The sequence below is a fragment of the Posidoniimonas corsicana genome (assembly GCF_007859765.1).
Taxonomy (GTDB): domain Bacteria; phylum Planctomycetota; class Planctomycetia; order Pirellulales; family Lacipirellulaceae; genus Posidoniimonas; species Posidoniimonas corsicana.
Map to the genome: position 1 here is coordinate 143,601 of NZ_SIHJ01000002.1, position 24,806 is coordinate 168,406.

A 24,806-nucleotide genomic window follows, 5' to 3' on the forward strand; every position below is an offset into this window, starting at 1 on the left:
AGGGAAGAGCCGCCAAGCCCGCAACATAGGGCGCCGTCGGCCAGGTGGGAAGCAGCTACCGGGCGCCGCCAACGAGAGCACGCCCTGAGGAGCGGGTCCCCAGGGCGTGCTGGTGTGGTGCGTCAGCTGGTTGGCCAGGCGTTAGACGGCTTCGACGCTCGGCACCTTGAAACCGTCGCGGCCCTCACGCTTCCAGTACTGCTGACCGGCTTCGCTGTTGACGAGGGTCTCGCTGGCGGGGTCGACCTCGATCCACTCGCCGAGCACCAGGGCGTCGCGGTCGATGTCGACGTCGTTCGCGCGGAGGTGCGTGGCCATGCGGTCGAACGAGTAGCTGAGCAGCTCGTTGTGGGCCAGGCTGCTAGCGATCTCGCCGGCCGAGGCCCGCTCGCCGATCCGGTGAGACACGTTGCCGGCGTGGCACAGCGCGCTAGAGACGTGCCCCTCAGCGATGTCGGCGTTCAGGCGGCTGGCGTCGCCTGCAGAGACGGCCGACAGGAAGTTGCCGAAGTGGTCGCCGGAGCCCTTGAAGTGCTTGACCAGCTTTCCGCTGCGGTCGTAGGCGTAGACGTCGCGGTACGACGCGGGGGCGACCACGTGCCCGCCCTCGCACTGCACGATCACGCCGATCCGCGAGCCGCGGAACTCGTCCATCGAGCGGCCCCACTGCTTCTGCCCCTCCTTGGAGCGGGGCAGGCCGCGGGTCTCGAAGATGAGGGGCGCCGACTCGTACTCGTGCACCACCATCTGCGTGTTGGCGGTGTCGCCGCCGTCCTCGTAGCCCAGCCGGGCGCCCACGCTGAACGTGCGAGGCGCCATGCCGTTCTCACCGAGGAACCAGCGGGCGATGTCCATCTGGTGGATGCCCTGGTTGCCCATGTCGCCGGCGCCGGTGTTGTAGTCCCAGTGCCAGTCGTAGTGCAGCTTCGGCCGGTAGAGGTCCACCTTGTCGGCCGGGCCGCACCACAGGTCGTAGTCGATGGTGCTCGGGATCGAGAGCGGCGCGTCGAGCTTGCCAATCGCGGGGCGCGGCTTGTAGCAGGTGCCCAGCGCGTACTGGATCTTGCCGAGCCCGCCGCCCTGCACAAAGGCGACCGCCTCCTGCAGGCACTTGCTGGAGCGCGACTGCGTGCCGGCCTGCACGATGCGGCGGTTCTTGCGGGCGGCGGCCACCAGCTGGCGGCCCTCCCACACGTTGTTCGAGACCGGCTTCTCGACGTACACGTCCTTGCCCGCCTGAACCGCGGCGATGCCGATCAGCGAGTGCGTGTGGTTCGGCGTGGCGATCGACACGGCGTCGATGTCGTCACGGTCGAGCAGCTCACGGTAGTCGACGTGCTTGTCGAGCGTACGGCCACGCTTCTCCTTGAAGCGGGCGACCGTGCCGTCCAGCACATCCTGGTCGACGTCGCACACCGCCACCAGCTGGTCGCGGAAGCCGTCGATGTGCGACTTACCACGGCCCCGGGCGCCGATCACCGCGATCCGCAAGTCGGACTTGTCACGCGCGGCGCTGGCGGAACTCGGCGCGGTGGCGGCGACGCCAACCGCGGCGGCGGCGGCAAGGAACTCACGACGGCTGGCGGGCGGCAACGGCATGGCGGTAATCCTCGGGGACGAGGGGAGGCAGGTGAGGAGCGTCTGAACGCGGGGAAGCGTTCAGATTACCACACCCGGGGGCGCCGATCCAGCTTGCCGCTACTTGCGCAGAATCGCGTTCATGTTGCGTTTATAGGCCTCTACGCCGGGCTGCCCGTACGGGTTGATGCCGATCAGCCGGCCCTCAACCACCGTGGCCAGCATGAACATCTGCAGCAGCTTACCCATCACGTACTCGTCGAGCTCGGGGCAGATCAGATCGGCGGTCGGGCGGTTGTCCTCCAGGTAGGCCTGGTTGGTGCCCGCGATCGCGGCCGACAGGATGTTCGGCAGCGTCTTGTCGGCCAGCTCGTTGAGCTGGTCCTGGTTGTTGGCGCTCTCGCCGATCGACAGCGGGTCGCGGTCGAAGCCTTCGACGATGATGTTCGTGATCAGCTTGTCGCGTTTGCCCTCCTGGTGCTGCTGCCCCCGGCTGTGCAGGTCGCGGGTGTTGACGATGGTGAGCGGCAGCGCGCCCTTCTCTTCCTTGCCCAGGCTCTCGGCGAGCAGCTGGTCGTACCACAGGCCGAGCGCCTCGAGACGCTTGCCCCAGGTGCTGAGGATGCGGATGTCGCAGCCCTGGTTCTCCTCCAGCAGGTGGCAGACGCCGACGTAGTCGAGCACGACGTTCTCGCCCGGCTTGGCCGACGCGAAGTGCTCGTTCATGTCGGCCGCGCCCTGCAGCAGCTTCTCAATATCCAGCCCCATCACCGCCGCGGGCAGCAGCCCGACCGCCGAGAGCACCGAGAACCGCCCGCCGACGCCGTCGGGCACCTCGTAGACCTCCTGGCAGCCGAGGGCCTTGCTGAGATCGAACAGCTTTCCGCTGGTCCCCGTGACCGGGACAAAGTAGTCGGCCAGCTGCTGGTCGCCGCCGAGCGAATCGCCCAGTTCGCGGATCATGATCCGCGTGGCGGCGGCGGTCTCGAGCGTGCCGCCGCTCTTGCTGATCACCACCACGCCCCACTGGCCGGTGTCGCTGCCCAGCACGTCGAGCAGGCCCTGCGCGGCGTCGTTGTCGACGTTGTTGCCCTCGTAGTAGACCTTGGGCCGGCCGCCGCGCATGGCGGGCGGCACCTCGTTGTAGTAGGGGTGGCAGCAGGCCTCCATCAGCGCCCGGGCGCCCATGTACGAGCCGCCGATCCCCAGCACGACAACACTCGCGCAGCTGTCCGCCAGGCGGTCGGCCGTGGCCTTGAGCCGCGCCAGCTCGCTCTCGGCGCCCTTGTTCTTCAGCTCGGCCAGCAGCCGGTCCGGCAGCAGGTGGAATCCGGCGTCAAGCGGCTGCTTGGCGGCTGGGACCTCCGCGCCGTCGGCCCACAGCTGAGCGTCGGCGAGCACCTCGTCGCGGGCGGCCTGGAGTTTCGGGGCGAGCGCCTCGAGGTCGGCGGCGGACGTGCCGCCAGAGCTGAGGAACGCGCCGGCGGGATTGTAGCGGATGCTGGTCATGGCAGTACGGGTAGCGGGCAGGGAGAGGTGTGGTTGTGGGCCGCCTGAGCGCGTCATGGTCGCCCAGCTTGGCCCCCGTTACAAGAGGGTGCGCGGCCCCTGACGACCCGGCCGGGCACGGTTAGAATCTACGGTTCGTAAATGATCCCCCTCCTTTCAACGCCCCGCCCAACGAACCATGGACACCCACGCCCTGATCAAGCCGCTCCTGCAGAAAAACGACTCCAAGATCGTGATGTACGTGGGTGACGGCCTGGGCGGGCTCCCCCAGCAGCCCGGCGGCAAGACCGAGCTGGAAACCGCCGCCACCCCCAACCTGGACAAGCTGGTCAAGGAGGGCGTGTGCGGCGGCAGCATCCCGGTGGCGCCCGGCATCTCGCCCGGCAGCGGCCCGGGCCACCTGGGGCTGTTCGGGTTCGACCCGGTGACGTACCTGATCGGCCGCGGCGCGCTCGAGGCGACCGGCATCGGCTTCGAGCTCAAGGAGGGCGACGTCGCGATCCGGGCGAACTTCTGCACGCTGGACGCCGACGGAAAGATCGCCGACCGCCGGGCGGGCCGCATCCCCAGCGAAGAGTCGTTCAAGGTCGTCGACAAGCTGGCCGCGGGGATCTCGATCCCCGGCGTCGAGGTGTTTGTGAAGCCGGTCAAGGAGCACCGCTTCGTGGTGGTGTTCCGGGGCGCGGGCCTCGTCGGCAACGTGGCCGACACCGACCCGCAGGCCACCGGCGTGCCGCCGCTGTCCGCCCAGGCGAAGGACGACGCCAGCCGCAAGACCGCCGAGATCTGCGACGAGTTCATCGCCCAGGCCAAGAAGATCCTGGCCGACGAACCCAAGGCCAACTGCTGCACGCTCCGCGGGATCACCGGCAAGCCGAGCATCCCCACCTACGAGGAAGTCTACGGCCTCCGCGCGGCCGCCATCGCCGTGTACCCGATGTACAAGGGCCTGGCCCAGCTGGTGGGGATGGACGTCATCGGCGACGCCCAGACCCTCGACGAGCAGATGGAGGTGCTCAAGGCCAACTGGGACAAGTACGACTTCTTCTTCATCCACTTCAAGTACACCGACTCGACCGGCGAGGACGGCGCCTTTGACGCCAAGGTGAAGCGGACCGAGGAGTACGACGCCGCCGTGCCCAAGATCATGGAGCTGGGCCCGGACGTGGTGATCGCCACCGGCGACCACTCCACCCCCAGCATGCTCGCCAGCCACAGCTGGCACCCGGTGCCGACGCTGCTGTGGGCCAAGAACTGCCGCACCGACCCGTGCGAGTCGTTCGGCGAGTCGCAGTGCCTGACCGGCGGTCTCGGCCAGTTTGAGGCCCGCCACCTGATGACGCTCGCGCTGGCCAACGCCGGGCGGCTGGCGAAGTTCGGGGCATAGTGGCGGTCGCGGCGCCGTTTCTTACGTGCGTCCGTCACTCGCTGGCAGCAGCGCCAATCATCCGGGAGTCTCCGAAACGCACCTGGTGGATCGCTACTCGTATTTGTTCGTGAGTTTCGCGGGTGTGCCGTATTACCAACGTTGCCTGCGGGACCCATCGCATGGTTCCATCCTTGGCGCGCTGCTCACGGTCCTCGGATACGACCAGGCGGATCGATCCTACGCCGTCCGCTTCCGCTTGATTTGGCGCAGTCCACGGTTGAACAAGCTTCGGCAGGTTTTCAGCCATGCTCTTGGCCATGTCGTGGGACATCACATAGTAGTGGGTCACGACCTCAGCAGGGTCTGGTCCGTAGTGATCACGTTGCCCTGCCGCATGATGGACGCGTCGAACTTCGTCGAGAAGAGCAGCGACTTCGTCGTGAACCGGATCGGACTGCCTGATGACCAATACGCCCGGCTTGGCGACAGCCAGCACCCCTCCGTTTCCAACGCCGTCCCATGATTCCGGCGCGGCCTGGCTCTCGATCAGGTCAGCAAGTGTCACCGTCGAATCAAGGTCGCCGCACAGGTCTAGAACATCGTAGACAGCGGTCTTGAGCATGCTCTCGGCTGGCCAACGGCTGCTGATCCACACCTGCCCCGCCACAATGCCCCACGTCAGGTCTCGATCGCGCACCAACTCCTGTAGTGCGTCGAACAGGCGACCTCCGGAGCAGTCGAGAGAAGCAGGCTTAGCAAGATCTATATCGGAGTACCCGTCACACCTAATGTCTATTGCTGCGGCGTCGGCAAGTCCCTTGATCGCTTCGCTCAACGGCGTTTCTCCCATTCGAATACGGACCGGCTGACGCAACCGACGGCGAATCGAATCATGCGCAGGGGGATCGCAAACAAATGTCCGCCCATCCGGGGATCGGAGCACTGAGAAGAGCCCTTGCAACTCCAATTGTGGCCGGGCTGCGTGCGTAACGACCAAGACGTCGCCAAGCCATTGGGCGCGTCCCTCTCCTGAAGAGCCGTACCATTCTTCGGGCCGCACCACCTTCTCGAGCAGGTGCAGGAGTTGCTCCCGGCCGTAGCCCCGGTCGAGAAGGTCTCCGAGGTCGTAGGCACGTGTGATCATGTGGGACGAAATGCCGTCTTCGCTAGTAAAGGTGAGCATGCCGTCTCGGTAGACCCACGCTATGCCCATCGCCCCTAGCCGGTCGAGCAAGAAGTACAGCGGCTCCTCTTGCAGTGACTCGTGGATATGGTCGTCCAGCGGCACACTGTCGTATCGCAGGGCGGACTGGTCGAGTCGAACCTTCAGGTCTAGATTCGCCACGATCCAATCCGCCACCTCTCTGAGCGACTGCCCGTTGAATTCAAGGCTCACCTTCTGAGAAAGCGGCGCCGCCATCAATGCGGCCGGGTCAACCGTCAAACGCGAACCGCGAGCTTCCACGCCTTCGGCTGCCAATGGTTCCGCCTCCATGGTCGGCGGCATGGCCGCGGCGGCCCCGATCAGCACCGCGATGAGGGCTGTTTGAGAGTGTGTCATCATTGGTTCCAGTGCTAGAATGCCGGTTGTACTCCGCCAACCGCGCGTGATCGGAAGTTTCGCCCGGGCAGATTCGGAGTATTCCATCGTAGTCAAAACCGCTGCGTTTCGTTGAGTCCATGCAACTCATCACCCCCATCCGCCTGTCGCTCTCCAACGCGTTCCTCGTCCGCGGCGAGCGGCCCGTGCTGGTGGACGCCGGCAGCCCGGGCGAGGAGCGGAAGATCGCTCGGGCGGTGGCCGCCGCCGGGGTTGAGTTGTCGGACATTGCTTTGATCCTGCTCACGCACGCGCACCGCGACCACGCCGGGTCGGCCAAGGCGGTGCGCGAGCTGACCGGCGCCCCAATCGCGCTGCACCCGGCCGAGGACCGGATGCTCGAGCGGGGCCACATGGGCAAGCTCACGCCGGTGCGGCCCCGTCACGCGTTGTGGGAACCGTTTCTCAACCGCCCATTCCCGGGCTGCCGCCCCGACATCGCGCTGCACGACGGTCAACAACTGAACGAATGGGGCCTGGACGCCACGGTGGTCGAAACGCCGGGGCACTCCAGCGGGTCGGTGTCGGTGGTGCTGCCGTTCGACGACGCGCTGGCCGGCGACCTGCTGATCGGCGGCTTCCTCGGCGGGCTGGTGGAGCCAAACCGCCCCCGCGTGCCGTACTTCGCCGAGGACCTGCCCCAGTTGTACGAGAGCGTGGCCAAGCTGTGCGGCCGCGCGGCGGGCCGGTGGTACCTTGGGCACGGCGGGCCCATTGACTCGTCGCAGATCGCCCCGCGGATCCGCGTCCCGCAGGTCGCGGCGAGCGGCGCGTAGCCCGCGGCGTGTCGTCCGTTACCTCTCCAGCCGCGCGTCGAGCCACACGGCGTGGTCGCCGCGGTCGCCGTAGTCGGCGAAATCGACCAGCAGCGCGACCGCCCGGGCGCCCTCGATGTCGACCGAGATCGGCATGGGGGGATCGCCACTGCGGACGATCGGGCTGTCGTACGCGGATTCGAAACTACCCTGTCGCGCGACCAGCACGTGGAACGTCACACTGCCCTCGGCGCCCGTGTCCTCCACCGCCAGGCTGGCAGCCAGCCGGCGCCAGTCGCCCTCGACCCGGTACACCACGCGCGACGCGCTGTGCATCGTGATCCCTCGCAGGAACCGCCGGCCCGCGGCCTGCAGGGCCTCCCCCTGGCCGCCGGCGTCACGGCCCAGCGGCCAGCCCACGCTCAGGTAGGGCGTGTGCTGGTAGTCGAGCGGCTCGAGGTCGCTGAGGTAGCGGAGGCGGTCGCTATCGTGTTGCAGGTAGCAGAGCTGAACGCCGGTCCGGCCCTCCACCTGCACGCCGCCGGCCAACGTGACAACGCCCTTGGTCCCGGTCCGCTCGACGCTCTCGGCCCTCAGCAGCGTGCCGTCTGGCAGGCCGACGACCCACGGCGTAGCGGGCTGCTCGCGCTGGCCGCCAACGGCAATCGCCGCGACGCGCTCGATCGGCATGTCGATCGCCTCGCCGGCCACGTCGAACTGCACCGCCTGCTTGCCGATGGCCTTGAGCTCCCCGCTGAGCGTGTCGCCCGAGGTGAGCCAGACGCGGTCCCCCTCCTCGCTGTAGCTTGCCGACTCGCGGCGGACGCTCCGCAGCAGCGGCTGCTCGCCGGCGGCCGCCAGCCAGGCCGCCCGCACGCGCTCGCGCGGAACCGAGAGCGTGCGGAACCGCGGGTTCTTGATCTGCCACTCGCCGTCGTGGTAGCTGAGAGCGCCGCCGTCGGCCCAGGCGGGCCCGCACACCACGACCGACCCGTCCGCCAACAACGCTGTGGGTTGGGCCGCCGGCGTGGCTGGCTCGCCCCACCGGACGAGGTCGTCCTGCGGGATGTCGATCTTCTTGTTGTCCGCGAGGAACTCCAGCTTGCCATCCGCCACGCGGACCAGGTGGGCCTCGGTCCGCAGGCCCTCTACGGTAACCAGTTCGCCCAACCGCTCGGCGGCGTGTAATGGGGCTGCCGCAAAAAGCAGTGTTAACGCCACGCCCCACAATCCAACTCGTAGCCCCCGGCTCTGCCGGAGGATGAAGCCGGGGCGGAGGTCTGTCGCCCGTTGCTGGACAACAGGGGCTGGCTGCGGATCTGGTTGGCTCGCGGACAGCAAAAGCATCAATCCCATTCAGCGTTGGAAGATCGGCAGGAGATCGTTGGGAATCTGCAGGATGATGCAGGACATCGAGGTGCTGTAGACCGACCCGATGTTGCTGTCGTCCCAGCGGCCGTCGGGCTGCTGGTGGGCGAGCAGGTCGTCGCGGATGGCGGGGTACCACTGCGCCCACCGCTCGCCGCCCGCCTGCCACATCGCCTGCACGCCGTAGTACTGGCCGTAGTAGAAGTGACCGGACCGGCGGCCGACGCCACGCATGCCCGCATCGCGGCCCGCACGGTGCCGCTCGAGGTAGGCCAGCCCGCGTTCGATCTCCGGCCCCTCGTACACTCCGGCGCTGTACAGCGCCACCACGCCGGCCGCCGAGCGGGGGAACACGCTGCCACGCTGGTTGAGCATGTAGCGGAACCCGCCGTCGGGATTCTGGCACTTGCGGACGTAGTTGGTGCACTTCTCGACCGTGTCGGCGGGCACGTAGATGCCGGCGTTGCGCGCCGCCCGTAGCGCCATGATCTGGCAGATCGTGACCGACAGGTCGGCGTCGTCGGGCCGTGGCTGGTACCGCCAGCCGCCCTCGTCGTTCTGGGTGGTGACAATCAGGTTGACCGCCGCAACCAGCTTGTCGCGCAGGTCGTCGCGGGGCGACATGCCGTACGCCTCGGCCAGGAACAGCGTCGCAAACCCGTGGCCGTACATCGGGCCCTGACTCGTGGCGCCGCCGACCGTGATGAAGCCGCTGGGCTGCGTATTGGACAGCAGGTAGTTCAGGCACCGCTCCAGGTTGCGGGCGTAGGGCCCGCGTTCGGGCGTGCTGCCGTTGGCCAGAAACGCGATACCCGACAGGCCGACCACCGCCACGTTCTGGCCGTAGCCGCCGCCGTACGAGCCGTCGTCGTTCTGCTGGCTGGCCAGGTAGTCCAGGCCGCGTTGGATCGCCTGATCGGCAGGGGCGATAAGCGCAGCGGCGGTCTCCGCGGGGTTCTGACCGTGCGCTGCCGCGGCGGGCAGCGTTAGCGCCGCAGCCAGGAACGCGCGTACGAAGAACGGAGGGGGGTGGGAAGCCAATGTGCTGGAGCGGTCGGGTTCGGTAGGTGAGTGAGCGGGCCGCTGCTGCATTCTACCGCCCCGGCGAGCCGGGCGGCTACCTGCTGGCGCCGCGCTAATCGATGGAGTCGACCACCTCGTCGGGCGGGGGGACCCGCCGCAACTGAACCGCGCGGATGGTCGTTTTCCCCGCGGCCATTGCCTCCGCGACCCGGTGCGCGCCGTCGAAGATCTGGCCGTTGGGATCGAGCAAGATCGGGATACGCTCGTCGGCTTCCTGCATCCGCACAAAATGCGCCGCCACGTTCCGCAGCGTGGCTGGGTGGCTGTCGCGGAACCAGCAGACCACGTCCAGGTGCTTGAGGCTCGCGATCTCGACTTCGACCACCGGGTAGTCTTTGGTCTGCTCCCACAGCCGCGGCGTGTGCCAAACGTGGTACCTATCACCCACCCGCTGCGTGGTCCGGTCGATCCGCTGCGTCATGGCTGACCCCTGCGTTGGCGATCCCGGCGAACCGCCGTGTGGCGCCAAGAGTTTTGTCCCTTTTGGCGCTATCGATCCTTAGGGACAAAAGTCGGGCTCCATCTCGAGCCTCGAATTCGTTTCACGCTTGTATAGCAGCCTCTACGCGTGCCCCACCCACCGAACCTGCCAGACTTTTGTCCCCTGCTGGGACAGAATAGGGACAAAAGTGCCCAACCCGATCGGGCGCTCAACCTGTGCGACTGCGCCGCTAACAAGCGCACCGCCAACCCATAGTTCTACCCGACAAGGTGGCCGGTTTCTGCACAAAAATGCCGCGACCTACCGCCCCCAACGCCGCGTGCCGCCTCCTTCCATGAATGCTACGATACCAGCTCGCTGCGACCCGGGGCGACGGCCGGCCCTTCACCATTCCCCCACTCACCAACGCGCCATGCCCCAGGACCGAGACCCACGCCGCATCCGTGTGACCTGCCCCCACTGCGGCGCATCGGCTTCCGCGCCGGCGGAGTTCGTCGGCCGGAGGGTGAAGTGCGCCGCGGAGGGCTGCCGCCAATCGTTCGAGCTCCGGGCGCCGGCCGACCCACCGCCTGAGCGTCCGCAGCCGTCCCGCCCTCCACGCGGCCCGGGGGGCGAGCCGGCGCCCACCCTGCCCCAGCCTCCAGAGCGAACCTTCTTCCAGGACACGGTAGCCAGCAACCCGGGCGAGGTCCGCTTCAACCCGATCCAGTGGCAGCGTCACCACCCGCTGCCGTTCGTGGCCGCGGTCGCGGCGGCGGTGGTCGCCGTGCTGCTGTGGGTGGGGCTGACCATGGCGGGCCACAGCGGCGGCATCCCCACCAAGGACGGGGGCGAGACCCCGATCTGGCTGTTCGCGCCCGCGTGCCTGGCCACGCTCGCCTTCTTCACCTGGACGCACGCGCGGCGGTTCAAGTCCGGCGACGCCAACCCGGGCGTGGTCGTTGCGTTGAACCCGACGCTCCTTGCCGTGGCGACCGACTTGACGCAGGGCGCCGGCGAGTTTCCGGCCGTGCGGATCCTGCGCATCAACCTCAAGACATCGGCCGGCGAGCCGTTGCGGGTCGGGTCGCGCGTGCCGACGGTCGCCCTGTACGCGCAGCCGCACGACAAGCAGGCCGGCCACTGGAGCGACTTCGCGCCGGTCCCGGTCGAGTACGGCACGTCGAACCCACAAGTGGTTCAGCGGGTGCTGGCGAGCTTCCCCGATGAGCAGTACGACTTCCTCGAGCACGCGCTGTCGCAGATCGAGCAGCCCTTCCAACCCGGCCTGTACGCCCTGTGGTCGACGCCCGGCAAAGCGCCCGGCCGGAAGATCAACAAGCCGGCCGACTTCTAGGGCGCCGGGTCGGCCTGCTTGAGGTCGACCGTGATCGGCCAGCCCACAAACTGCCGCGCGTCGGGCGCGGTGACGTCGGCGCCGCGGGGCCAGCACTCGAACGTGACGGTCTGCGCCGGCTTGTTGAAGCGGACCAGCCCGTAGCCGCCGCCGAACGACGGGGTGTCCGGGTTGGCGTAGGCGTGCATCGTGATCTTGTTGCCGAAGCCGTCCAGGTAGTCGCCGGTCCACGGCAGCGGGCTGTTGGGGTTGTGGGCGCCGCCGGGCCGCTCGTCCTCCGGCTTCCACCAGCGGCTGTAGTAGTTGTTGACGATCGCCGGCACGACGAACGCCCAGGGGCCGTCGCGGAACTCGTCGACGCCGTGCTGCACGACGGTCGCCAGGTGCTGGTCGCCGCCGATGTGCACCGCGCCCGCCTTGCGGATCAGCCGCAGAGCCTGGTTGCGGCCCGCCTGGGGCCAGCCGTTGGAGTCGAGGTCGGCGTGCAGACGGTTGTCCTCCGCGCCGTGGATGTGGGCCGCGCCGCAGAAGCCGGTCTGCGAGAGCACCGCCTTCAACGCGACGCCGTCACGCTGTTCGGCCCACCGGTCGAGGAACCCAAGCTGACGCCCGCCCAGCAGCTCGAGGCCCGGCAGGTCGATCGACGCGGGGTCGTACTCCGGGTTGCGGACGTGGTCGGGGCGCGGGCCCTGCTGCGGGATCTTGCCGGCCGGGCCGGACTTGAACTTGCGGTCCTCGATAATCGCGAAGTCGACGCCGCCCACAATCAGCCGCGTGTAGTACACCCCGATCCCCTGCCCCACCGGCGTCGGGTCGATGGGGTCGGGCAGGTGGGCGGTCTGCTGCCGCTCCACCATCTTCACGTACTCGGGGTGCAGCAGGTAGCCGCCGTCGGCCGCGCCGGGCAGCCTGGCCCGCTTGCCGCCCTCGCCCCACAGGTTGGGCTGTCCGACGTCGTGGTCGTCGGGGATGGTGACGCACGGCCGGTCGCGGAAGACGTCACGGAACTGCAGCCCACAGGCCAACCAGGCGGCCGTGTGCTCGCGGTGATCGTACGACTGGTCGCCGGCGAAGAACAGCACGTCCGGGTCGTGGTGGATCAGGTTGTCGACCATCCGCGCCCGGCCGCCGCGGTCTTTGTTGGAGTTGCACGAGAGCGCCGCCAGCACGATCTGCTCCTTCTCGCTCGGGTCGCGGCGGACCCGCCCCTCGAACTGGGCCGCGTCGCCGTGCCGCAGCCGGTAGGGGACGTCGCGGGTCGCGTCCCAGCCCTCGACGCGGAACGTGGTCGACCAGCCGATGTCGTTCACGTCCTGCCGGGCGACCTCGTGCCACCGCCCGTCGCGGAAGAGTTCGAGCCGCACGGTGCGGCTCTCGTCCGGGTAGAGCGGGTAGAGCTGCGCCGAGAGCTTCAGCACGCCGTCCGCGACCGTGTAGATGCCGAACGCCACAACCTGGTCACGAGGCGCCCGGACGTCGAGGATCTTCGACGCCGGGCGGTTCCACCAGTCGTTGGTGGCGAGCGTATCGATCCGCTCGAACGGCGCCCGCACGGGCGGCTCGCCGTGGTCCGGCTGGCCGCGGGCCGACGGGGGGCTGACAAGCAAAGCGCACATGAGCAGAGTGGCGTAGCGCATCGGGCTGGCTCCTAGGATGGTGGCGTCGCGCGTTTACGATCGTAACGCGGACGCCGCGCCGCCGCCAATCCGTTTACAGCATCGAGTGGATGTCCGACGCCAGCGTGGGGAACACGAACAGCGTCGACTCGAGGTCGCCCGCAGTGGCGCCGGTGTGCATCGCCAGCGCGAACAGGTTGATCACCTCCGCCGCGTCCGGGCCGAGCAGGTGGGCGCCGAGGATCTTGTCGGTCTGCAGGTCAATCAGCACCTTGTACAGGGCGTGGGTCGCGCCGAGCTTCCTCATCGAGCTGAAGCCGGACCAGTTACCCGAGCTGACGCGGCAGTCGACGCCGCGCTCGCTCGCCTCCGCTTCGGTCAGTCCGACCGCGGCCAAACCGGGCGAGGTGAACACCGCGGCGGGGACCACCGGGCGCTCGTTCTGCGCGCTCCCCTCTTCCAGCAGGTTCTGGGCGACAATCCGCGCCGCGTAGTTGGCGGCCGGCGTTAAGGCGGGCAGACCGCTGTCGATGACATCGCCGGCGGCGTACACGTCGGGGTTCGACACGCTCTGGAAGTGGTCGTTGACCTCGATGCCGCGGTCGCCGTACTGAATGCCGCCCGCCTCGAGGAACAGCCCATCCACATTAGGAACCCGCCCCGCCCCGTGCACCACCAGCCCGGCCGCAACCGACGAGAGCTCGCCCTCGGCCGAGGTGTGCACCCGCAGACCGCCGCCGGGCGCCTGTTCGACCCCCATTACGTCGACGCCCGTTTGGACATGAACGCCGATCTCCTCAGAGCGGTCGATCAATCTCTCCACCAGTTCGTGATCGAACCGCTCGAGCGGGCGGCTGTGCTCGAGGATCCGCACACGCGCCCCGGCCCGGGCCGCGACGTGGGCGAATTCGAACGAGATGTACCCGCCGCCGATAAACCCAATCTCCTCGGGCAGCTCGTCGAGCTCCATGAAGGACTCGCTGTCAGTCAGCAGGTCGGCGCCCTCTATGCGTAGCGGCGCGGGTTTGGCGCCGGTGGCGATCAGCACCTTCCCGGCGGTCAGGCGGCGGCCATCGACCTGCAGCGTGGTCGGCCCGGTGAAGCGGGGTGCGCCCTCGAAGATCTGCACCCCCATCTCCAGGAACGAACCCCGCCGGCCCTCGGTGACCGGATCGGTAAACTTGCGCTTGAACCGGATCAAGTCCGACCAATCGACCCGCGCACCGCCCAGGTGGGTCCCCGCGCCGTCCATCTGCCGGGCCCGGTCGACCAGCTCCGCCGCCCGCACCAGCACCTTCTTCGGGTTGCAGCCCCGCAGCGCGCACGTGCCGCCGACCGGTCGCGGGTCGATGACCGCCACGCTCCAGCCGGCCTTCGCGCACTTGGCAACCACGCGGGCGGCGGCCGGGCCGCTGCCCAGCACAATGAGGTCGAAGTAGTCGGGCATGGGGCGCCTCGTGGGTAAGTGATCGAGTCAACCACTGAGGCGGATGGCAGCAACTCCTATGCCGGCCATGAGTGAGGCCGCCCGCAGATGCGCCAAACTGCGCGTGCGGCGTGCTATTACCGCCAGTCGGCTGCTGCTACTCGGGCCACTGGCGGAACACAACGCACACGCCGGTCTGGTCGAGCACCGCGAACTCCCGGGCGCCCCACGGCCGGTCGGTTGGCTCGGGCACGTTCGGGTGAAGCAGGTCGGGCCGGCGGGCGGCGATGTCGGCGTGTACCTCGTCGATCGTGTCGGTCTCGATGGCGACCTCCGGACGGTCCTTCGCCGCGTACTCGGGGCTCTCGACCACGTACGCCTTGGCGCCGTCGCGGGCGACGACCGCCAATGAATCATCCTGGTGCAGCACCTCAAACCCCAGCCCGTCGACGAACAGGTCGAGGCCCTCGGCCATGTGGTTAAAGAAGATCTTAGGGATCAGGCGGAGGAGCATGGGTAACCCTCGTGTGCTGACTCTTCAGGTGAGCGCTGGCGTTTCGATGAGCGGCGTAACCGGTACCACTTGGGGAGGACTTGATTCTACGAGTACTTCAGCAAAGAGAAGTCACGCACCTCGCCCTTCTCCGACGCCTGGTAGACGTGGTTAGCATCGGCATCCAAGCACGAAAGCCACTGGCCGCCGTGTGCATAGGTGTCGATGCACACCCATCCATCGAGAACGAGCGGGACGCCATCTCGCTGCGCGGTGTGACCACAAACCACTCGTTTGCCCGATAGATGCGGTTGCTCAGAGCCCGATAGATGCTTCCAGCGGAGGTAGTCCGAGCTCTGATTCGGAAGCGATACGCCTGGCTCCAAGCTGGCGTGCACGAAGACATCGCGATCCGCTTCGAAGTAATGGGCAGAAGAGAAGAGCAACCGCGAGTGTGACGGCGGGATGGCGTCTGCGTCGCCTCCGTAGGACCGGATCGTCTCGCGACCGCCCACGTCGAGCCAGGCGTTGTACAACCCCCGCCCGGAGATCGCGTCTCGCATCATCTCCTCGTGATTCCCCATGATCACGACGACGTTGTGTTCTTCGCGCAGCTCGCAAACACAATCCACAACGCCATTGGATGACGGCCCGCGATCGACCAGATCCCCCAAGAAGACGAGCGTGTCCTCCGCCGTCAGCCCGATCTGATCAAGCAGCGACTCGAGGGCTCGTTGGCACCCGTGCACGTCGCCAATGGCAAGCAATCGTCCGGACACTAGACGCTGCCCTCGTCGCCAGAACAAACGGCAATGGTAGTCGGGAGCAAGAAGTGCATACCAGACTGCTCCAAACAGAGCACGGGTCGCACGAGGGCGCGCCCCGCCAGTCCGACGAGGATTGCTCGGCCTATCAGTTCACTCACCGCTCTGACACCTACCGCCCACCCGCGGCTTCTTCTTCGGCCAGCCGCTGGAAGTACCGCTCGATCTCCTCGCGGTACTGCGGCAGGAACTCGTCGGACGAGCTCTGCAGCATCTGCTCGCGGAGGCGCTCGGGCAGGTGGCCCCAGACTTCCTTCATCAGCTCCTGGCTGGAGCGACCCTGGGCCTCGGCGGCGGCGCTGGAGCTGAGCCGCAGCGTCGAATCGCCGGCCGCGCTGGCCGCCTGCGACTGGCCGGGCTTTGGCTGGCCCGGCTTCGGCTGCCCGGGCTTGGGCTTCGATTGGGCCTGCTTCGGCTGGCTGCGTTGGCTCTGCTGCGACTCGCTCTGCTGGGGGTTGTTGCACTGACCGCCCTGGCACTGCTTCTCCATCTTGGCGATCAGCTCGTCGAGGTCGCTGACGATCTGCTGCTGCACCTGCTTGGAGCGGGCGTCGATGCGGTCGATCATCTGCGACGCGTGCCCCATGTTCTGCTGCACACGCTCCAACGGGTCCTGCTTGGCCTGACCGATGTCCTCGCCAACGATCGGCCCCGGCGGCCCGTCCTCCAAGCCCTGCTGGATCATCTTGTCCAGCAGCTTCTGGTCCGGCATGAGGCCCGGTGTGGGCTGGCCGAGGGCGGGCTTCTGTTCGACGCCGCCTGCTGACGCCGGTGGGCCGAGCAGGTCGTCGAGCCCCTGCGTCAGCGAGGGGCTGCTGGAGCCGATGGCGGGCCCGGCGATTGAAACGCACGCGGGCAGCACGGCGGCCAGGCCGAAAGCGGCGCCGTAAACCATGGCGGCGGGAACAGCGGCGAGGGGGCTACGCGGCGTCATCGGGCAGTTCTCCTGGATTGGTCTGCCGTTCATTAATACGCTCAATCAGCTCCTGGACAAGATCGCCCAGCCGCTGCTGCCGGTCGGAGAGCTCGTCCGCCTGGCGGCGGGCCTCGGCGGGCGTCAGGCGGTTGTCGGCGGCCTCGCCCTCCAGTTCGCGGGTCTGGGCGTTCACGTCCAGCTGCATCAATCGTAGCATCTTCAGCTCGGCCACATCCACCGGCGAGGGGGGCGGCGGCTGACCCGGCTGGCCCCCCTGCCCTCCGCCCTGCTGCTGTTCCTCCTGCTCCTCCTCGGGGGGCGGGTTCAGTTTAAGGGCGTCGGACACGTGTTTCAGCCGCTGCAGGGCGGAGTACTGCCGCTGCTGCGTCGGGCGGGACACCTCGGGCTTGGCCAGCAGCTCGAGCGCTTGATCCATATCGGCCACGGCGCCGCGGAGCGCAAGCTCGAAAACTTCCCGCTCCTCGACATTGCGGCGGGCGACTTCGACGTCCTCGCGGAGGCCCTGCTGGCCTTCGGCGAGCTGCCGCACGCCGGCCTCGAAGTCCTCGCCGGCGGCGCCCGCCTGGGATTCCTGCTCGGCGCCGACCGTGCCCTCCAGCAGCTTGGTCTGCCGCTCGATGAGCTCCGGCAGCCGGCCCGCCAGGCGGTCGAGCACCCGCAGCGCGTGGATCTGTTTCTGCCGCTCGATCTCCTGCTCGAGCTGCTCCTGCGCCTTCTTCAGCTGCTCCTGCGCGTCGGCCAAGCTCTCGCTGCCGGACTCGCCCTGCCGCGACTGCTCGGCCGACTGCTCCATCTTCTGCGCGCCCTGCTGGGTGCTCTGGCCGGCCTGCTGGGCGCCGAGCCGGTCGAGCTTGCGGCTCATCCGCTCGGTCTGATCGGCCAGCTTCTGCTGCTGACGCTGCTGCCCGGGTTGGTCGGCCTGCTGCTTGAGCTCGTCGAGCTCCTTCTGCAACTCGGCCAGCTTCTCCTGCGCCTCGCGGAGCTGCTCGGCCAGCTCCTTGGGGTCGGACGACGCGCGGTCGCGTAGGGTTTCAAGCATGCTGCGCATGTCGTCGGCGCCGGCCTCTTGCTCGGCGGCCGATCGGCCGAGCTGGCCGTCGCCGAGCTGCCGCTGGGCCTCGTCCAGCTTGCCGCGGGTGGCGTTGTCGCGTGATTCCGCCAAGGCGTCCTGCAGGGCCTGCGCGGCGTCAGACTTCTGCGCGCCGCCCTCCGACTGATCGCCCTGCGACTGGTCGGCCGCCTTCCGCATGGCGTCCTGCAGCTTGCCGAACCGCTTGGCAATCTCTGACTGCGCCGCGCGGAGCTTCTCGCGGGCGGCCGTCCGTTCGGGCGATGGAAGGCTAGCGGCCGCGCGGGCGGCCTCCTTGAGGGTCTCCTCGCGGAGCTCGCGTTGCTCGCGCTCAAGGTCTGCAAGTTCCTGGGCGAACCGCTGGTAGTCCGACCAGCCGGACATCCGCTCGACCATGCCCTCCAGCGACTCGATGGCGCGGTCCTGCTGGCCGGCGGCGTCGGCCAGCGAACGGTCGACTTCCTTCTCCGCTGCGGCGTTGGGCTGGCCGTCGGCCTGCTCGGCCGCCTGCTGGGCGGAGCGGCGGGCGTCGGCGAGGTCGCGACCGGCGTTAGCAAGGGGCCCGTCAGAAAGCTGCCGGAGCCCATCGCGGAGCGCCTCGAGCTGTTCCCGCAACTCGGGACGATCCTGCTGGTTGCGGGCCAGCTCGTCGAGCAGTTCTTCGGCCCGGGCCGCGGCGCCGCGGCGCTCGTCCGACACGCCCTCGTTGATGCGGAGCTGCTCGAACCCGATTGCCGACAACCGGTCGAGCGTCTGCGGGGTCGTCTGTGGGCTCGACTGCCGGTCGATGGTCAGCTCGCCGGCCGCTGCGCGGGCCTCGCGTTGCTCGGCCAACAGCCGGCTGAGGTCCTGCACCAGCTCGGACTGCATGTCCGCCAGGCGGGAGTCGAACTCCTCGTCGGTGATGATGATAATCCGACGCGGCAGCGGCGTGACGCCTACGCCCGGCCGGTAGTCGGCGGCCTCGACCAGCAGCAGGATCTGGTCGCCGGGCGAGAGCCCCAGCGGCTCGAGCGCCAGCTCGTGCGACAACTCGCGCGAGTCGGCCGGCGAATCCCACGGCAGCGACGCCCGCTCGGGCGGCGACTCGGGTCCGGTGTAGATGATGATCCGCTCCGCCGTGGCTTCGGCGGGTGTCTCGTCGGCAGGCTGCACGGCGCCCGGCTCGTCATCAGTGGACGTGAGCGGTTCGGTTGCTTCGCGCCGCCAGAGCAGCTCCGCCTTGGCGATCGCCAGGTTGTCCTCCGCCAGCACGCTGACCGGCACGACCGCGCGGGCGGTGACGTAGCTCTCCGGCGCCGGCGTGAGCCAGTCGATGGCGGGCGGCGCGTCGGGCTCGATGCGGAGCGATCGCGGCTTCGTCTGCCCCTCCAGCCCTCCGGCGCTCGCGACACGCAGCCGGTAGCTGACGGTGCGTGGGCCGGCGCCATCGGTCTGCGGAAGCCAGGGCGCCGCCAGGCTGAGCGATGTCTCGCCGCTTATGGGCTGCAGCGTGAGCGGCAGCGGCTGTTGCTCGCCCTCACCGACCACAATCAGTTCGCCCGCGGACAACTCCTCTGGCGTGCGCCCATTGAGGCCGAGCGACGACCCTTCTAGCACGCGCCCCTCCTCGCGGAGGCTCTGTGCGGGGAGCCCCGAGTAGGCGGGCGGCGTCGACGTGAGGCGCCAGTCGCTAACCTGCGGCGGGTCGACCACTTCGACCTGCCGCCAGGCCATCGAGTTGTCATCGCCGCCGACCACGCGGTACGCGAAGGCCTGCTGGACGTTCTCGCGTAGTAGGTTTACCTCGCTGCCGGTCGACGGCAACGCCTGCTCCTCCACGCGGGTCGCGCCGCCGACGCGGGTGCGGTACTGCACCTTCAGGTCCGCGGGGAGGCGGGCGTCGTGCTCGTCGAGGATGCGGGCCTCGAACGACTGGCCGCGGGCGATGCGGCCCGGCGCCTCGTCGACCGCCAGGTGGTTCCGGCGTGGCCAGTGCTGGTCGCTCCAGGGCGCCACGAGTCGGGCGGCGGCGGTCTGCAGGCCGGCCGGGTCGGCGACGCCAAACACCACCGCGACCGCCACACATGCCGCGACCCACTGGCCCGCGCGGCGCAGTGGGCGGTGGTCGATCACTTCCTCAAGGGGGAGCTGTTCGACGTCGGCGGTGGTCTCGAAAACGACGGCCCTGCGGAGGTCGGCCGAGCCGGCGGACGGGTCGTCGGTGCGTTGCTGGAGGAACTCGATGGCGCTGGCCAGGCGGCTGCCGAGCGTGGGGCGGTCGGCCTGGATCTGCTGCGCCACGGTCAGCGGCGTCACCCCCCGCCACGCGGCGCCGGAGAGCCACCGCACCGCCGCCGCCGCGACCGCCGCCAGCAGCAGCCCGGCGAACAACCAGCGCATGCCGGGGTCCGAGAGCCGCATCGCGTAGTCCGCCAGCATCAGCACCAACGCCACGCCGAGCGCCACCGCCAGCACGCGCCCCACCGCCGCGCAGACCGCGACCCTGCGGGCACGGTCGGCAATGCGGGCAACGCGTTGCAGCAGTGGGTGGGGCATTTGTTGGTGGCCAGTGGTTGGTAACTAGTGGCTGGTGGCTGGTGGCTAGTGCTTGGCGGCTGGTGTTTGATTACGAAGCGTTGCGGCTCCGCCTTGCTCGAGTTGGACTCCCTCATCCGAATGGGAGAGAGCTTGCCGATGCATTGAACCCTGATTCTCTCCGTCGGTTATAGCATTGCCTTGCGTTTTCGCAGAATCCACTCGGCGCACAGGCAGCCGCAGATGCCGGCGAGCATCCACCAGCGGTTCCACAGCTCGATCGGGGGGAGCGATTCAATCGGCACCCGCTGGGCCTCTGGCAGGTTGGCGAGCAGCTCCTGAGCCTCGTCCAGACGGTAGAACGCCCCGCCGGTACGCTCGGCCGCGGCCCGCATGCCGGCCGCGTTCATTTCAAGCTGGGCAAACTCTCCGGGCGGGTTCACCACCTCGAAGGTCGCGCTGACCGACTCGCTGTCGGCGCCCGCCAGCAGCACGCGGTACCGCCCGGCGGGAAGGTCCTCGAGGTCGGTTTCGAGCACGCCCGGCCGCACCGCGGAGGGGCTCAGCTCGACACGCTGCTGCGGGCCGCTTTCGGGCTGCAGCAGCACGGCGGCCTCGCGAACCCCACCGTCGGGGGTGCGGAGCCGCACGCGGACCGGCTCGCCACGCTCGTACTCGCCCCGTTCGACCGCCAGCTCCCAGCCGCGGTCGTCGCGTTTGAGCCGCCCGTGGGCCAGACGGCGGAGCGTCTGCACCCAATAGCGGGCGAAGTAGACGTCGCCGACGCGTTTGCGCCATAGGTAGCTGCTGTCGAAGCCGTGCATCAGCACCTGACCAGCGCCGAAATACTGGGTCGCGACCAGCGGCAGCGGCCGGCCCTCGGCCGTGGTGCGGCTAGGGTGCACGGCCAGCACCTGCGCGGCGGGCTTGGGCTCGCCCAGGTCGGCGGCCCAGTTGAGGGCCGTGAGCCGCCGCCAGATGGACTGGCTGTCGCGTGGGTTGTCGCCGAGCTGGAACGAGGAGCTCTGCATCCCGAGCGGCGTGGGCCGCAGTAGGTACTGGTCCGGCGGCGTGCGACTGGCCAGCGGCGCCGTATCGAGCCGGGTCGGCGATAGCGATTGGAAGTCTTCGTACCGGCGGTACGCCCACGGCAGGTAGCGCGTGCCGGCCACCATCACCAGCCCGCCGCCGTCCTCGCTGACGAACCCCGCCAGCTCGCTCCAGACCGAGCGTGGCAGCAGCTGCGGGTCGACATCCAGCAGCACGACCACGTCGTACTGGTCGAGGTCGCGGCGGCGGAGGGGGAACCGCTGGATGGCCGTCTGGTCGCTCGTGGCGTACTGCAGGTCCGACTCTTGCAGGTAGGTCTGCAGCGCGACGGTCGTGTCGCGGCCCAGCAGGCTCTTGAGGTAGCGGAACTCGTACATCGGGTAGCCCGCCGCCAGCAGCACCCGCACGTGAGCCTTGCGGACCTGCACGTCGAACGCGACGCGGTTGTTGTCGGCGTCCCGTTCGCCCTCGACCGGCGCTGCCTCGATCACGTAGCGGTAGTCGCCGGGCTCGGTCGGCCGGTGCAGCAGCTGCACCGGCGTGGCCGCGTCGGTGGACGGATTGAGCGTCTGTTCGGCGAGCGGCGTGGACTCGCCCTCCTGACGCAGCGTGAGCCGAACGGGCGTCTTGAGGTCGCCCTTCACGCGCAGGGTGGCGCCGAGCGAGAGGATGTCGTCGACGAACACCACCTCATCGGCCAGCGGGTCGGACAGCACGATGTCGGGCGGGCTCTCTTCGGCGCCAACGCCGATGAAGAACAGCTGCGTGCCGGCCCGGCGGGCGGCGTCGGCGGCGGCCGACAACGACCGCCCGGCGGTGTTGCGGCCGTCGGTCCAGACCACCACCGCCTGCGGCGCGGGGCCGGCCGAACGCTCGACCATGCTCTGCACGGCGTCGCCCAGCCGGGTCATCGCGTCCGGGTCGGCGCGGAGGGTCTCGATGGCGTCGGGCAGCTGGTCGGCGGCGGACGCCAGCGGCTGCTGCGTCGCGCCGAGGGTCAGGGCGTCCATGTCGTACTGCCCGCCCACGCCGCGGACGATCGCCGCGTCGTCCTCCAGGAGCTTCTGCTTGACCTTGTCCAGCCGCGACGGCGCGTCCGCCTGGCTGAGCGAATCCGTGACCGACATGCTCCCCGAGAGGTCGAAGATCCAGCCGAAGCGTGGCCGTCCCGACCGCGTGCCGGCCAACAGCAGCTCGCTAAGCATCACTAGGATCATCGCGATGGTCGCCAGCCGCAGCAGCCCCAGGAGGGAGCGGTACCACGCGCCGGCCGGCGTCCGCTCGCGGGCGTAGCAGTAGATCACCAGCGCAGCCGCCGACGAGATGAGCACCACCGTCAGCCACGGGGCGAACGTCCAGTGCGTCTGCAGCCGCCAGACCGCGTCGGTTTCGACCGGCGCAACCTGAGCGATGAATGCCGGAAGGCGTTGGGTCATGCCGCCGACCTCCCGAACCAGTACGCGAGGAAGGTCTCGAGCAGGACCAGCAACAGCGCGGCCATCAGCAGCCCGCGGTGCACCCCGGTCGCCGGCGCAAGGTCGGCGCTGGCGCCGGTGGCGGCGGCCGGGGTATTGCGCAGCCGCAGTTCGGCCGGCAGCGACGCGGTCGACACCCGCGTCAGGTTACTTTCGCGCGGGTCCGGGTTCACGGCGGCCGCGCCGACCGGGGCGGGCCGGTCGGGCGACTCAACCCGGTACACGCCGGCCCGGTTGGTGCGGTCGTAGGCCCAGGTCGCCTCGCCGCCGCCCGAGTGGACCAGCGTGGATTCTTCCTCGCCGTCGGGGCGGAGGATGGTCAGCTCGCCGCCGGCGGCCCACTCGGGCGCGGCGCCGCTGATCGGCTGGCCGACCGTGACGCTCGGCGGCCCACCCCCGCCGGCGGACGCGAAGCTGAGCAGCTCGCGGACAATCGGGAGGAAGCTCGGCCACGCCGGCATAACGGTCCACGGCTCGCCGGTCGCGGGGTCGACCGACGTGAGCGACCCGTCGGTCGCGACCAGCACCACCCTGCCCCGCCCATGCTCAGAGCTGACGACCAAGGGGTCGCCCGAGGGGGTGGCGAGCGCGGTCTGCGACGAAGTCTGCTCCGGCAAGACTAGTTGGTAGTAGCGTGAGATCGGCGTGGTGATCAGCCCGGCGCGCTCGCGGCCGCGGAAGGGCGCCACGATGGGGTGGGCGTACTCCAGCGGATCGAGCCGGAACTGCGGCGAGGAGACCGGGGCGCCGATCTCGGCCGGCAGCAGGCCGCCGTTGTCCTCTTGCCCCGGCTGGAACAGCACCGGCGTCAGCGACCGCCCGGCGGATTCGGAAGGCCCGAGGAGGTCGTTGTAGCGGTCGGGGTCGACGCGGTCGCCCAGGAAGAACACGGCCCCGCCGCCGCCGCGCACGTAGCTGGCGACCCGGTCCGCCTCGCTGCGTGAGAGCTGGGCCACGTTGCAGAAGAACACGCAGCGGAAGTCGTTAAGGTCGATCGAGGCGAGCTCGGCGTCCGACACCACCTCCGGCTGGATCGCCGCGTCGGCTTGGCCGGAGGGGTTCAACGCCCCTGCGACATACATCGCGGCGCCGCGACGGCCCTCGACGCACAGCACCCGCACGTGCTCGTCGACCTGGCAGGCCAGCCACCGCTGGTTGTCGGCCACCAGCCGGTCCTCCGCCACCCGCACCGAGAGCGTGTGCAGCCCCGGCAGACGGATTGGGTGCGTGAACGAGACGCTCGCCGTTTCGTCCGGGCCGAACCGCGCCGGCGCCGAGGCGACCGTCACGCCATCGACCACCAGGTCGACCAGCGCGTCTGCATCGGCGTCGGCTTCGCCGAATCGGGCCACCCTGGCGCGGATGGCCAGCGGCTGCTGTGTGGTTGGTGTGGCGGACTCGATCGCGATCCCCACCACCGCGGCGTTGCCCGCGTCGGGCTGCCCGACGTCGACAACCGTCAGCACGGCGTCTTCGACGAGCTGCGAATACAGCTTGGCCGCTTCGGCGGAGTCGCTAGCGTCGACGCCATCGGGCGGCGTGTCGCCGGTCAGCGGACCCCAGGTGGTCGCGGTCAGGTCGGTGAAGAAGGTCACCTCGTGCCGGTCGACCTTCGTGGCGGCGGCCTCGGCGTTGGTCAGCAGCTGGCGCACCAGCGTCAGGCCGCGTCCCAGGTCGGCGGTCCCCTCGGTGAGCTTGACTTGCTGCACGGACTGCTTCGCCCGCGAGCTGTCGGACGTTGGCTGGGCGAGCACCGCGCGGGGCGGCGCGGCGAGCGTGCAGACCGAGTACACATCGCCCGGGCGGGACTGGTCGATAAGCCGCTCGGCGAGCCGCTTGGCGTGGGTGATCAGCCGGCCGTCGTCGGTTTCGAGCCCCATCGACAGCGACGCGTCCAGCACCAGCAGCCGGTGAGTCCGTACGCCCGGCCCGACCAGCCCGAGCGAGTCGAGGGTCGGCTTGGCCGCGGCCAGCACCACGAGCAGGATGATCGCGGTGCGGATCGCCAGCAGGATCCACTGCTGCAGCTGCAACCGCCGCGCGTGCCGCTTGATTGCCGCCTGCAGGAACCGCACGGCGGCCCAGCGGGTCTCCTTCCTGACCCGCTTCATCCACAGGTGGATCAGGATCGGCGCAGCCGCCGCCCCGAGCCACCCGAGGATGGCAAGGTTGGCGAAGCCGAAGGCTAGTGGGAGGTGATTCAATGCAATCGCCCCCTCGAAGGACGGTCGATCCTATCGTTGCGCGCAGCCTTAGTCTGCGTGCTTGCAGCAGAAGGTGTCACGCAGAGCCGCAGAGGCGCAGAGTGAGGATAACACTCGTTCTTCTCTGCGACTCTGCGGCTCTGCGTGATCGTCAT

The 24,806-nt window shown here is 69.1% G+C and carries 17 protein-coding genes; 3 read left to right on the forward strand and 14 right to left on the reverse strand.

Annotated elements, in window-relative coordinates:
* Nucleotides 1-141: 141 nt before the first annotated feature.
* Both KOR34_RS16675 and KOR34_RS16680 read right to left on the reverse strand, forming a co-directional pair.
* Nucleotides 142-1,599 carry a Gfo/Idh/MocA family protein gene (locus tag KOR34_RS16675; RefSeq protein WP_146566269.1) on the reverse strand — a complete coding sequence of 486 codons (1,458 nt, stop codon included), beginning with the start codon at nucleotides 1,597-1,599 and terminating at the stop codon, nucleotides 142-144.
* A 99-nt stretch (nucleotides 1,600-1,698) separates the two neighbouring features.
* A complete protein-coding gene (locus KOR34_RS16680) occupies nucleotides 1,699-3,087 on the reverse strand; it encodes a glucose-6-phosphate isomerase (protein WP_146566271.1) in 1,389 nt (462 codons plus the stop codon).
* Nucleotides 3,088-3,265: 178 nt separating this feature from the next.
* Here KOR34_RS16680 and KOR34_RS16685 point away from each other — a divergent pair, with 178 nt between their 5' ends.
* Nucleotides 3,266-4,474 carry a 2,3-bisphosphoglycerate-independent phosphoglycerate mutase gene (locus tag KOR34_RS16685; protein WP_146566272.1) on the forward strand — a complete coding sequence of 403 codons (1,209 nt, stop codon included), beginning with the start codon at nucleotides 3,266-3,268 and terminating at the stop codon, nucleotides 4,472-4,474.
* 34 nt (nucleotides 4,475-4,508) lie between these two features.
* On the opposite strand, the gene KOR34_RS16690 is transcribed toward KOR34_RS16685, so the two are convergent.
* On the reverse strand, nucleotides 4,509-6,104 hold the full coding sequence (locus KOR34_RS16690) for a hypothetical protein (protein ID WP_197531505.1): 1,596 nt from the start codon (nucleotides 6,102-6,104) through the stop codon (nucleotides 4,509-4,511).
* Between the two features lie 32 nt (nucleotides 6,105-6,136).
* Between KOR34_RS16690 and KOR34_RS16695 the strand changes: the two genes are divergently transcribed.
* Nucleotides 6,137-6,832, forward strand: coding sequence for an MBL fold metallo-hydrolase (locus KOR34_RS16695; protein WP_146566276.1), 696 nt, complete (start codon nucleotides 6,137-6,139; stop codon nucleotides 6,830-6,832).
* 18 nt (nucleotides 6,833-6,850) lie between these two features.
* Here KOR34_RS16695 and KOR34_RS16700 read toward each other — a convergent pair whose 3' ends face one another.
* From KOR34_RS16700 to KOR34_RS16710, 3 genes are all read right to left on the reverse strand, one after another.
* On the reverse strand, nucleotides 6,851-7,981 hold the full coding sequence (locus KOR34_RS16700) for an NPCBM/NEW2 domain-containing protein (protein WP_197531506.1): 1,131 nt from the start codon (nucleotides 7,979-7,981) through the stop codon (nucleotides 6,851-6,853).
* Nucleotides 7,982-8,167: 186 nt separating this feature from the next.
* Nucleotides 8,168-9,220: a prenyltransferase/squalene oxidase repeat-containing protein gene (locus tag KOR34_RS16705; protein ID WP_228714672.1), complete on the reverse strand. Its 1,053-nt coding sequence runs from the start codon at nucleotides 9,218-9,220 to the stop codon at nucleotides 8,168-8,170.
* Nucleotides 9,221-9,314: 94 nt separating this feature from the next.
* A complete protein-coding gene (locus tag KOR34_RS16710; protein WP_146566281.1) occupies nucleotides 9,315-9,683 on the reverse strand; it encodes a hypothetical protein in 369 nt (122 codons plus the stop codon).
* A gap of 433 nt (nucleotides 9,684-10,116) precedes the next feature.
* On the opposite strand from KOR34_RS16710, the gene KOR34_RS16715 reads away from it, so the two are divergent.
* Nucleotides 10,117-11,040: a DUF3239 domain-containing protein gene (locus KOR34_RS16715; RefSeq protein WP_146566283.1), complete on the forward strand. Its 924-nt coding sequence runs from the start codon at nucleotides 10,117-10,119 to the stop codon at nucleotides 11,038-11,040.
* Here KOR34_RS16715 and KOR34_RS16720 read toward each other — a convergent pair.
* The 8 genes from KOR34_RS16720 to KOR34_RS16755 all read right to left on the reverse strand — a co-directional run bounded on the left by KOR34_RS16720 (nucleotide 11,037) and on the right by KOR34_RS16755 (nucleotide 24,651).
* Nucleotides 11,037-12,677 (reverse strand): hypothetical protein, encoded by a 1,641-nt coding sequence (locus tag KOR34_RS16720; RefSeq protein ID WP_146566285.1) that lies wholly within the window; start codon nucleotides 12,675-12,677, stop codon nucleotides 11,037-11,039. The genes KOR34_RS16715 and KOR34_RS16720 overlap by 4 nt on opposite strands.
* 73 nt (nucleotides 12,678-12,750) lie before the next feature.
* Nucleotides 12,751-14,103, reverse strand: a complete 1,353-nt coding sequence (locus KOR34_RS16725) for a dihydrolipoyl dehydrogenase family protein (protein WP_146566287.1) — start codon at nucleotides 14,101-14,103, stop codon at nucleotides 12,751-12,753.
* Nucleotides 14,104-14,239: 136 nt separating this feature from the next.
* On the reverse strand, nucleotides 14,240-14,596 hold the full coding sequence (locus KOR34_RS16730) for a VOC family protein (protein ID WP_146566289.1): 357 nt from the start codon (nucleotides 14,594-14,596) through the stop codon (nucleotides 14,240-14,242).
* A gap of 86 nt (nucleotides 14,597-14,682) precedes the next feature.
* The gene (locus KOR34_RS16735; protein WP_197531507.1) at nucleotides 14,683-15,354 is read right to left on the reverse strand and encodes a metallophosphoesterase family protein; all 672 of its coding nucleotides are present in this window, start codon (nucleotides 15,352-15,354) and stop codon (nucleotides 14,683-14,685) included.
* Nucleotides 15,355-15,511: 157 nt separating this feature from the next.
* Nucleotides 15,512-16,333 carry a hypothetical protein gene (locus KOR34_RS16740; protein ID WP_146566293.1) on the reverse strand — a complete coding sequence of 274 codons (822 nt, stop codon included), beginning with the start codon at nucleotides 16,331-16,333 and terminating at the stop codon, nucleotides 15,512-15,514.
* Entirely contained in the window at nucleotides 16,320-19,943 is a 3,624-nt protein-coding gene (locus KOR34_RS16745; protein WP_146566295.1) for a hypothetical protein, read from the reverse strand. Before KOR34_RS16745 ends, KOR34_RS16740 begins: the two co-directional genes overlap by 14 nt.
* A gap of 167 nt (nucleotides 19,944-20,110) precedes the next feature.
* Nucleotides 20,111-22,408 (reverse strand): VWA domain-containing protein, encoded by a 2,298-nt coding sequence (locus KOR34_RS16750; protein WP_146566297.1) that lies wholly within the window; start codon nucleotides 22,406-22,408, stop codon nucleotides 20,111-20,113.
* Nucleotides 22,405-24,651: a vWA domain-containing protein gene (locus tag KOR34_RS16755; protein WP_146566299.1), complete on the reverse strand. Its 2,247-nt coding sequence runs from the start codon at nucleotides 24,649-24,651 to the stop codon at nucleotides 22,405-22,407. The genes KOR34_RS16750 and KOR34_RS16755 overlap by 4 nt, the downstream gene beginning before the upstream one ends.
* Nucleotides 24,652-24,806: the final 155 nt, after the last annotated feature.

Bases quoted from the DNA above. Each gene is read 5' to 3' on its own strand.
- KOR34_RS16740 (WP_146566293.1), bottom strand. From the start codon at position 16,333: ATGACGCCGCGTAGCCCCCTCGCCGCTGTTCCCGCCGCCATGGTTTAC.
- KOR34_RS16745 (WP_146566295.1), bottom strand. From the start codon at position 19,943: ATGCCCCACCCACTGCTGCAACGCGTTGCCCGCATTGCCGACCGTGCC.
- KOR34_RS16675 (WP_146566269.1), bottom strand. From the start codon at position 1,599: ATGCCGTTGCCGCCCGCCAGCCGTCGTGAGTTCCTTGCCGCCGCCGCC.
- KOR34_RS16710 (WP_146566281.1), bottom strand. From the start codon at position 9,683: ATGACGCAGCGGATCGACCGGACCACGCAGCGGGTGGGTGATAGGTAC.
- KOR34_RS16680 (WP_146566271.1), bottom strand. From the start codon at position 3,087: ATGACCAGCATCCGCTACAATCCCGCCGGCGCGTTCCTCAGCTCTGGC.
- KOR34_RS16730 (WP_146566289.1), bottom strand. From the start codon at position 14,596: ATGCTCCTCCGCCTGATCCCTAAGATCTTCTTTAACCACATGGCCGAG.
- KOR34_RS16690 (WP_197531505.1), bottom strand. From the start codon at position 6,104: ATGGAATACTCCGAATCTGCCCGGGCGAAACTTCCGATCACGCGCGGT.
- KOR34_RS16715 (WP_146566283.1), top strand. From the start codon at position 10,117: ATGCCCCAGGACCGAGACCCACGCCGCATCCGTGTGACCTGCCCCCAC.
- KOR34_RS16720 (WP_146566285.1), bottom strand. From the start codon at position 12,677: ATGCGCTACGCCACTCTGCTCATGTGCGCTTTGCTTGTCAGCCCCCCG.
- KOR34_RS16725 (WP_146566287.1), bottom strand. From the start codon at position 14,103: ATGCCCGACTACTTCGACCTCATTGTGCTGGGCAGCGGCCCGGCCGCC.
- KOR34_RS16695 (WP_146566276.1), top strand. From the start codon at position 6,137: ATGCAACTCATCACCCCCATCCGCCTGTCGCTCTCCAACGCGTTCCTC.
- KOR34_RS16750 (WP_146566297.1), bottom strand. From the start codon at position 22,408: ATGACCCAACGCCTTCCGGCATTCATCGCTCAGGTTGCGCCGGTCGAA.
- KOR34_RS16685 (WP_146566272.1), top strand. From the start codon at position 3,266: ATGGACACCCACGCCCTGATCAAGCCGCTCCTGCAGAAAAACGACTCC.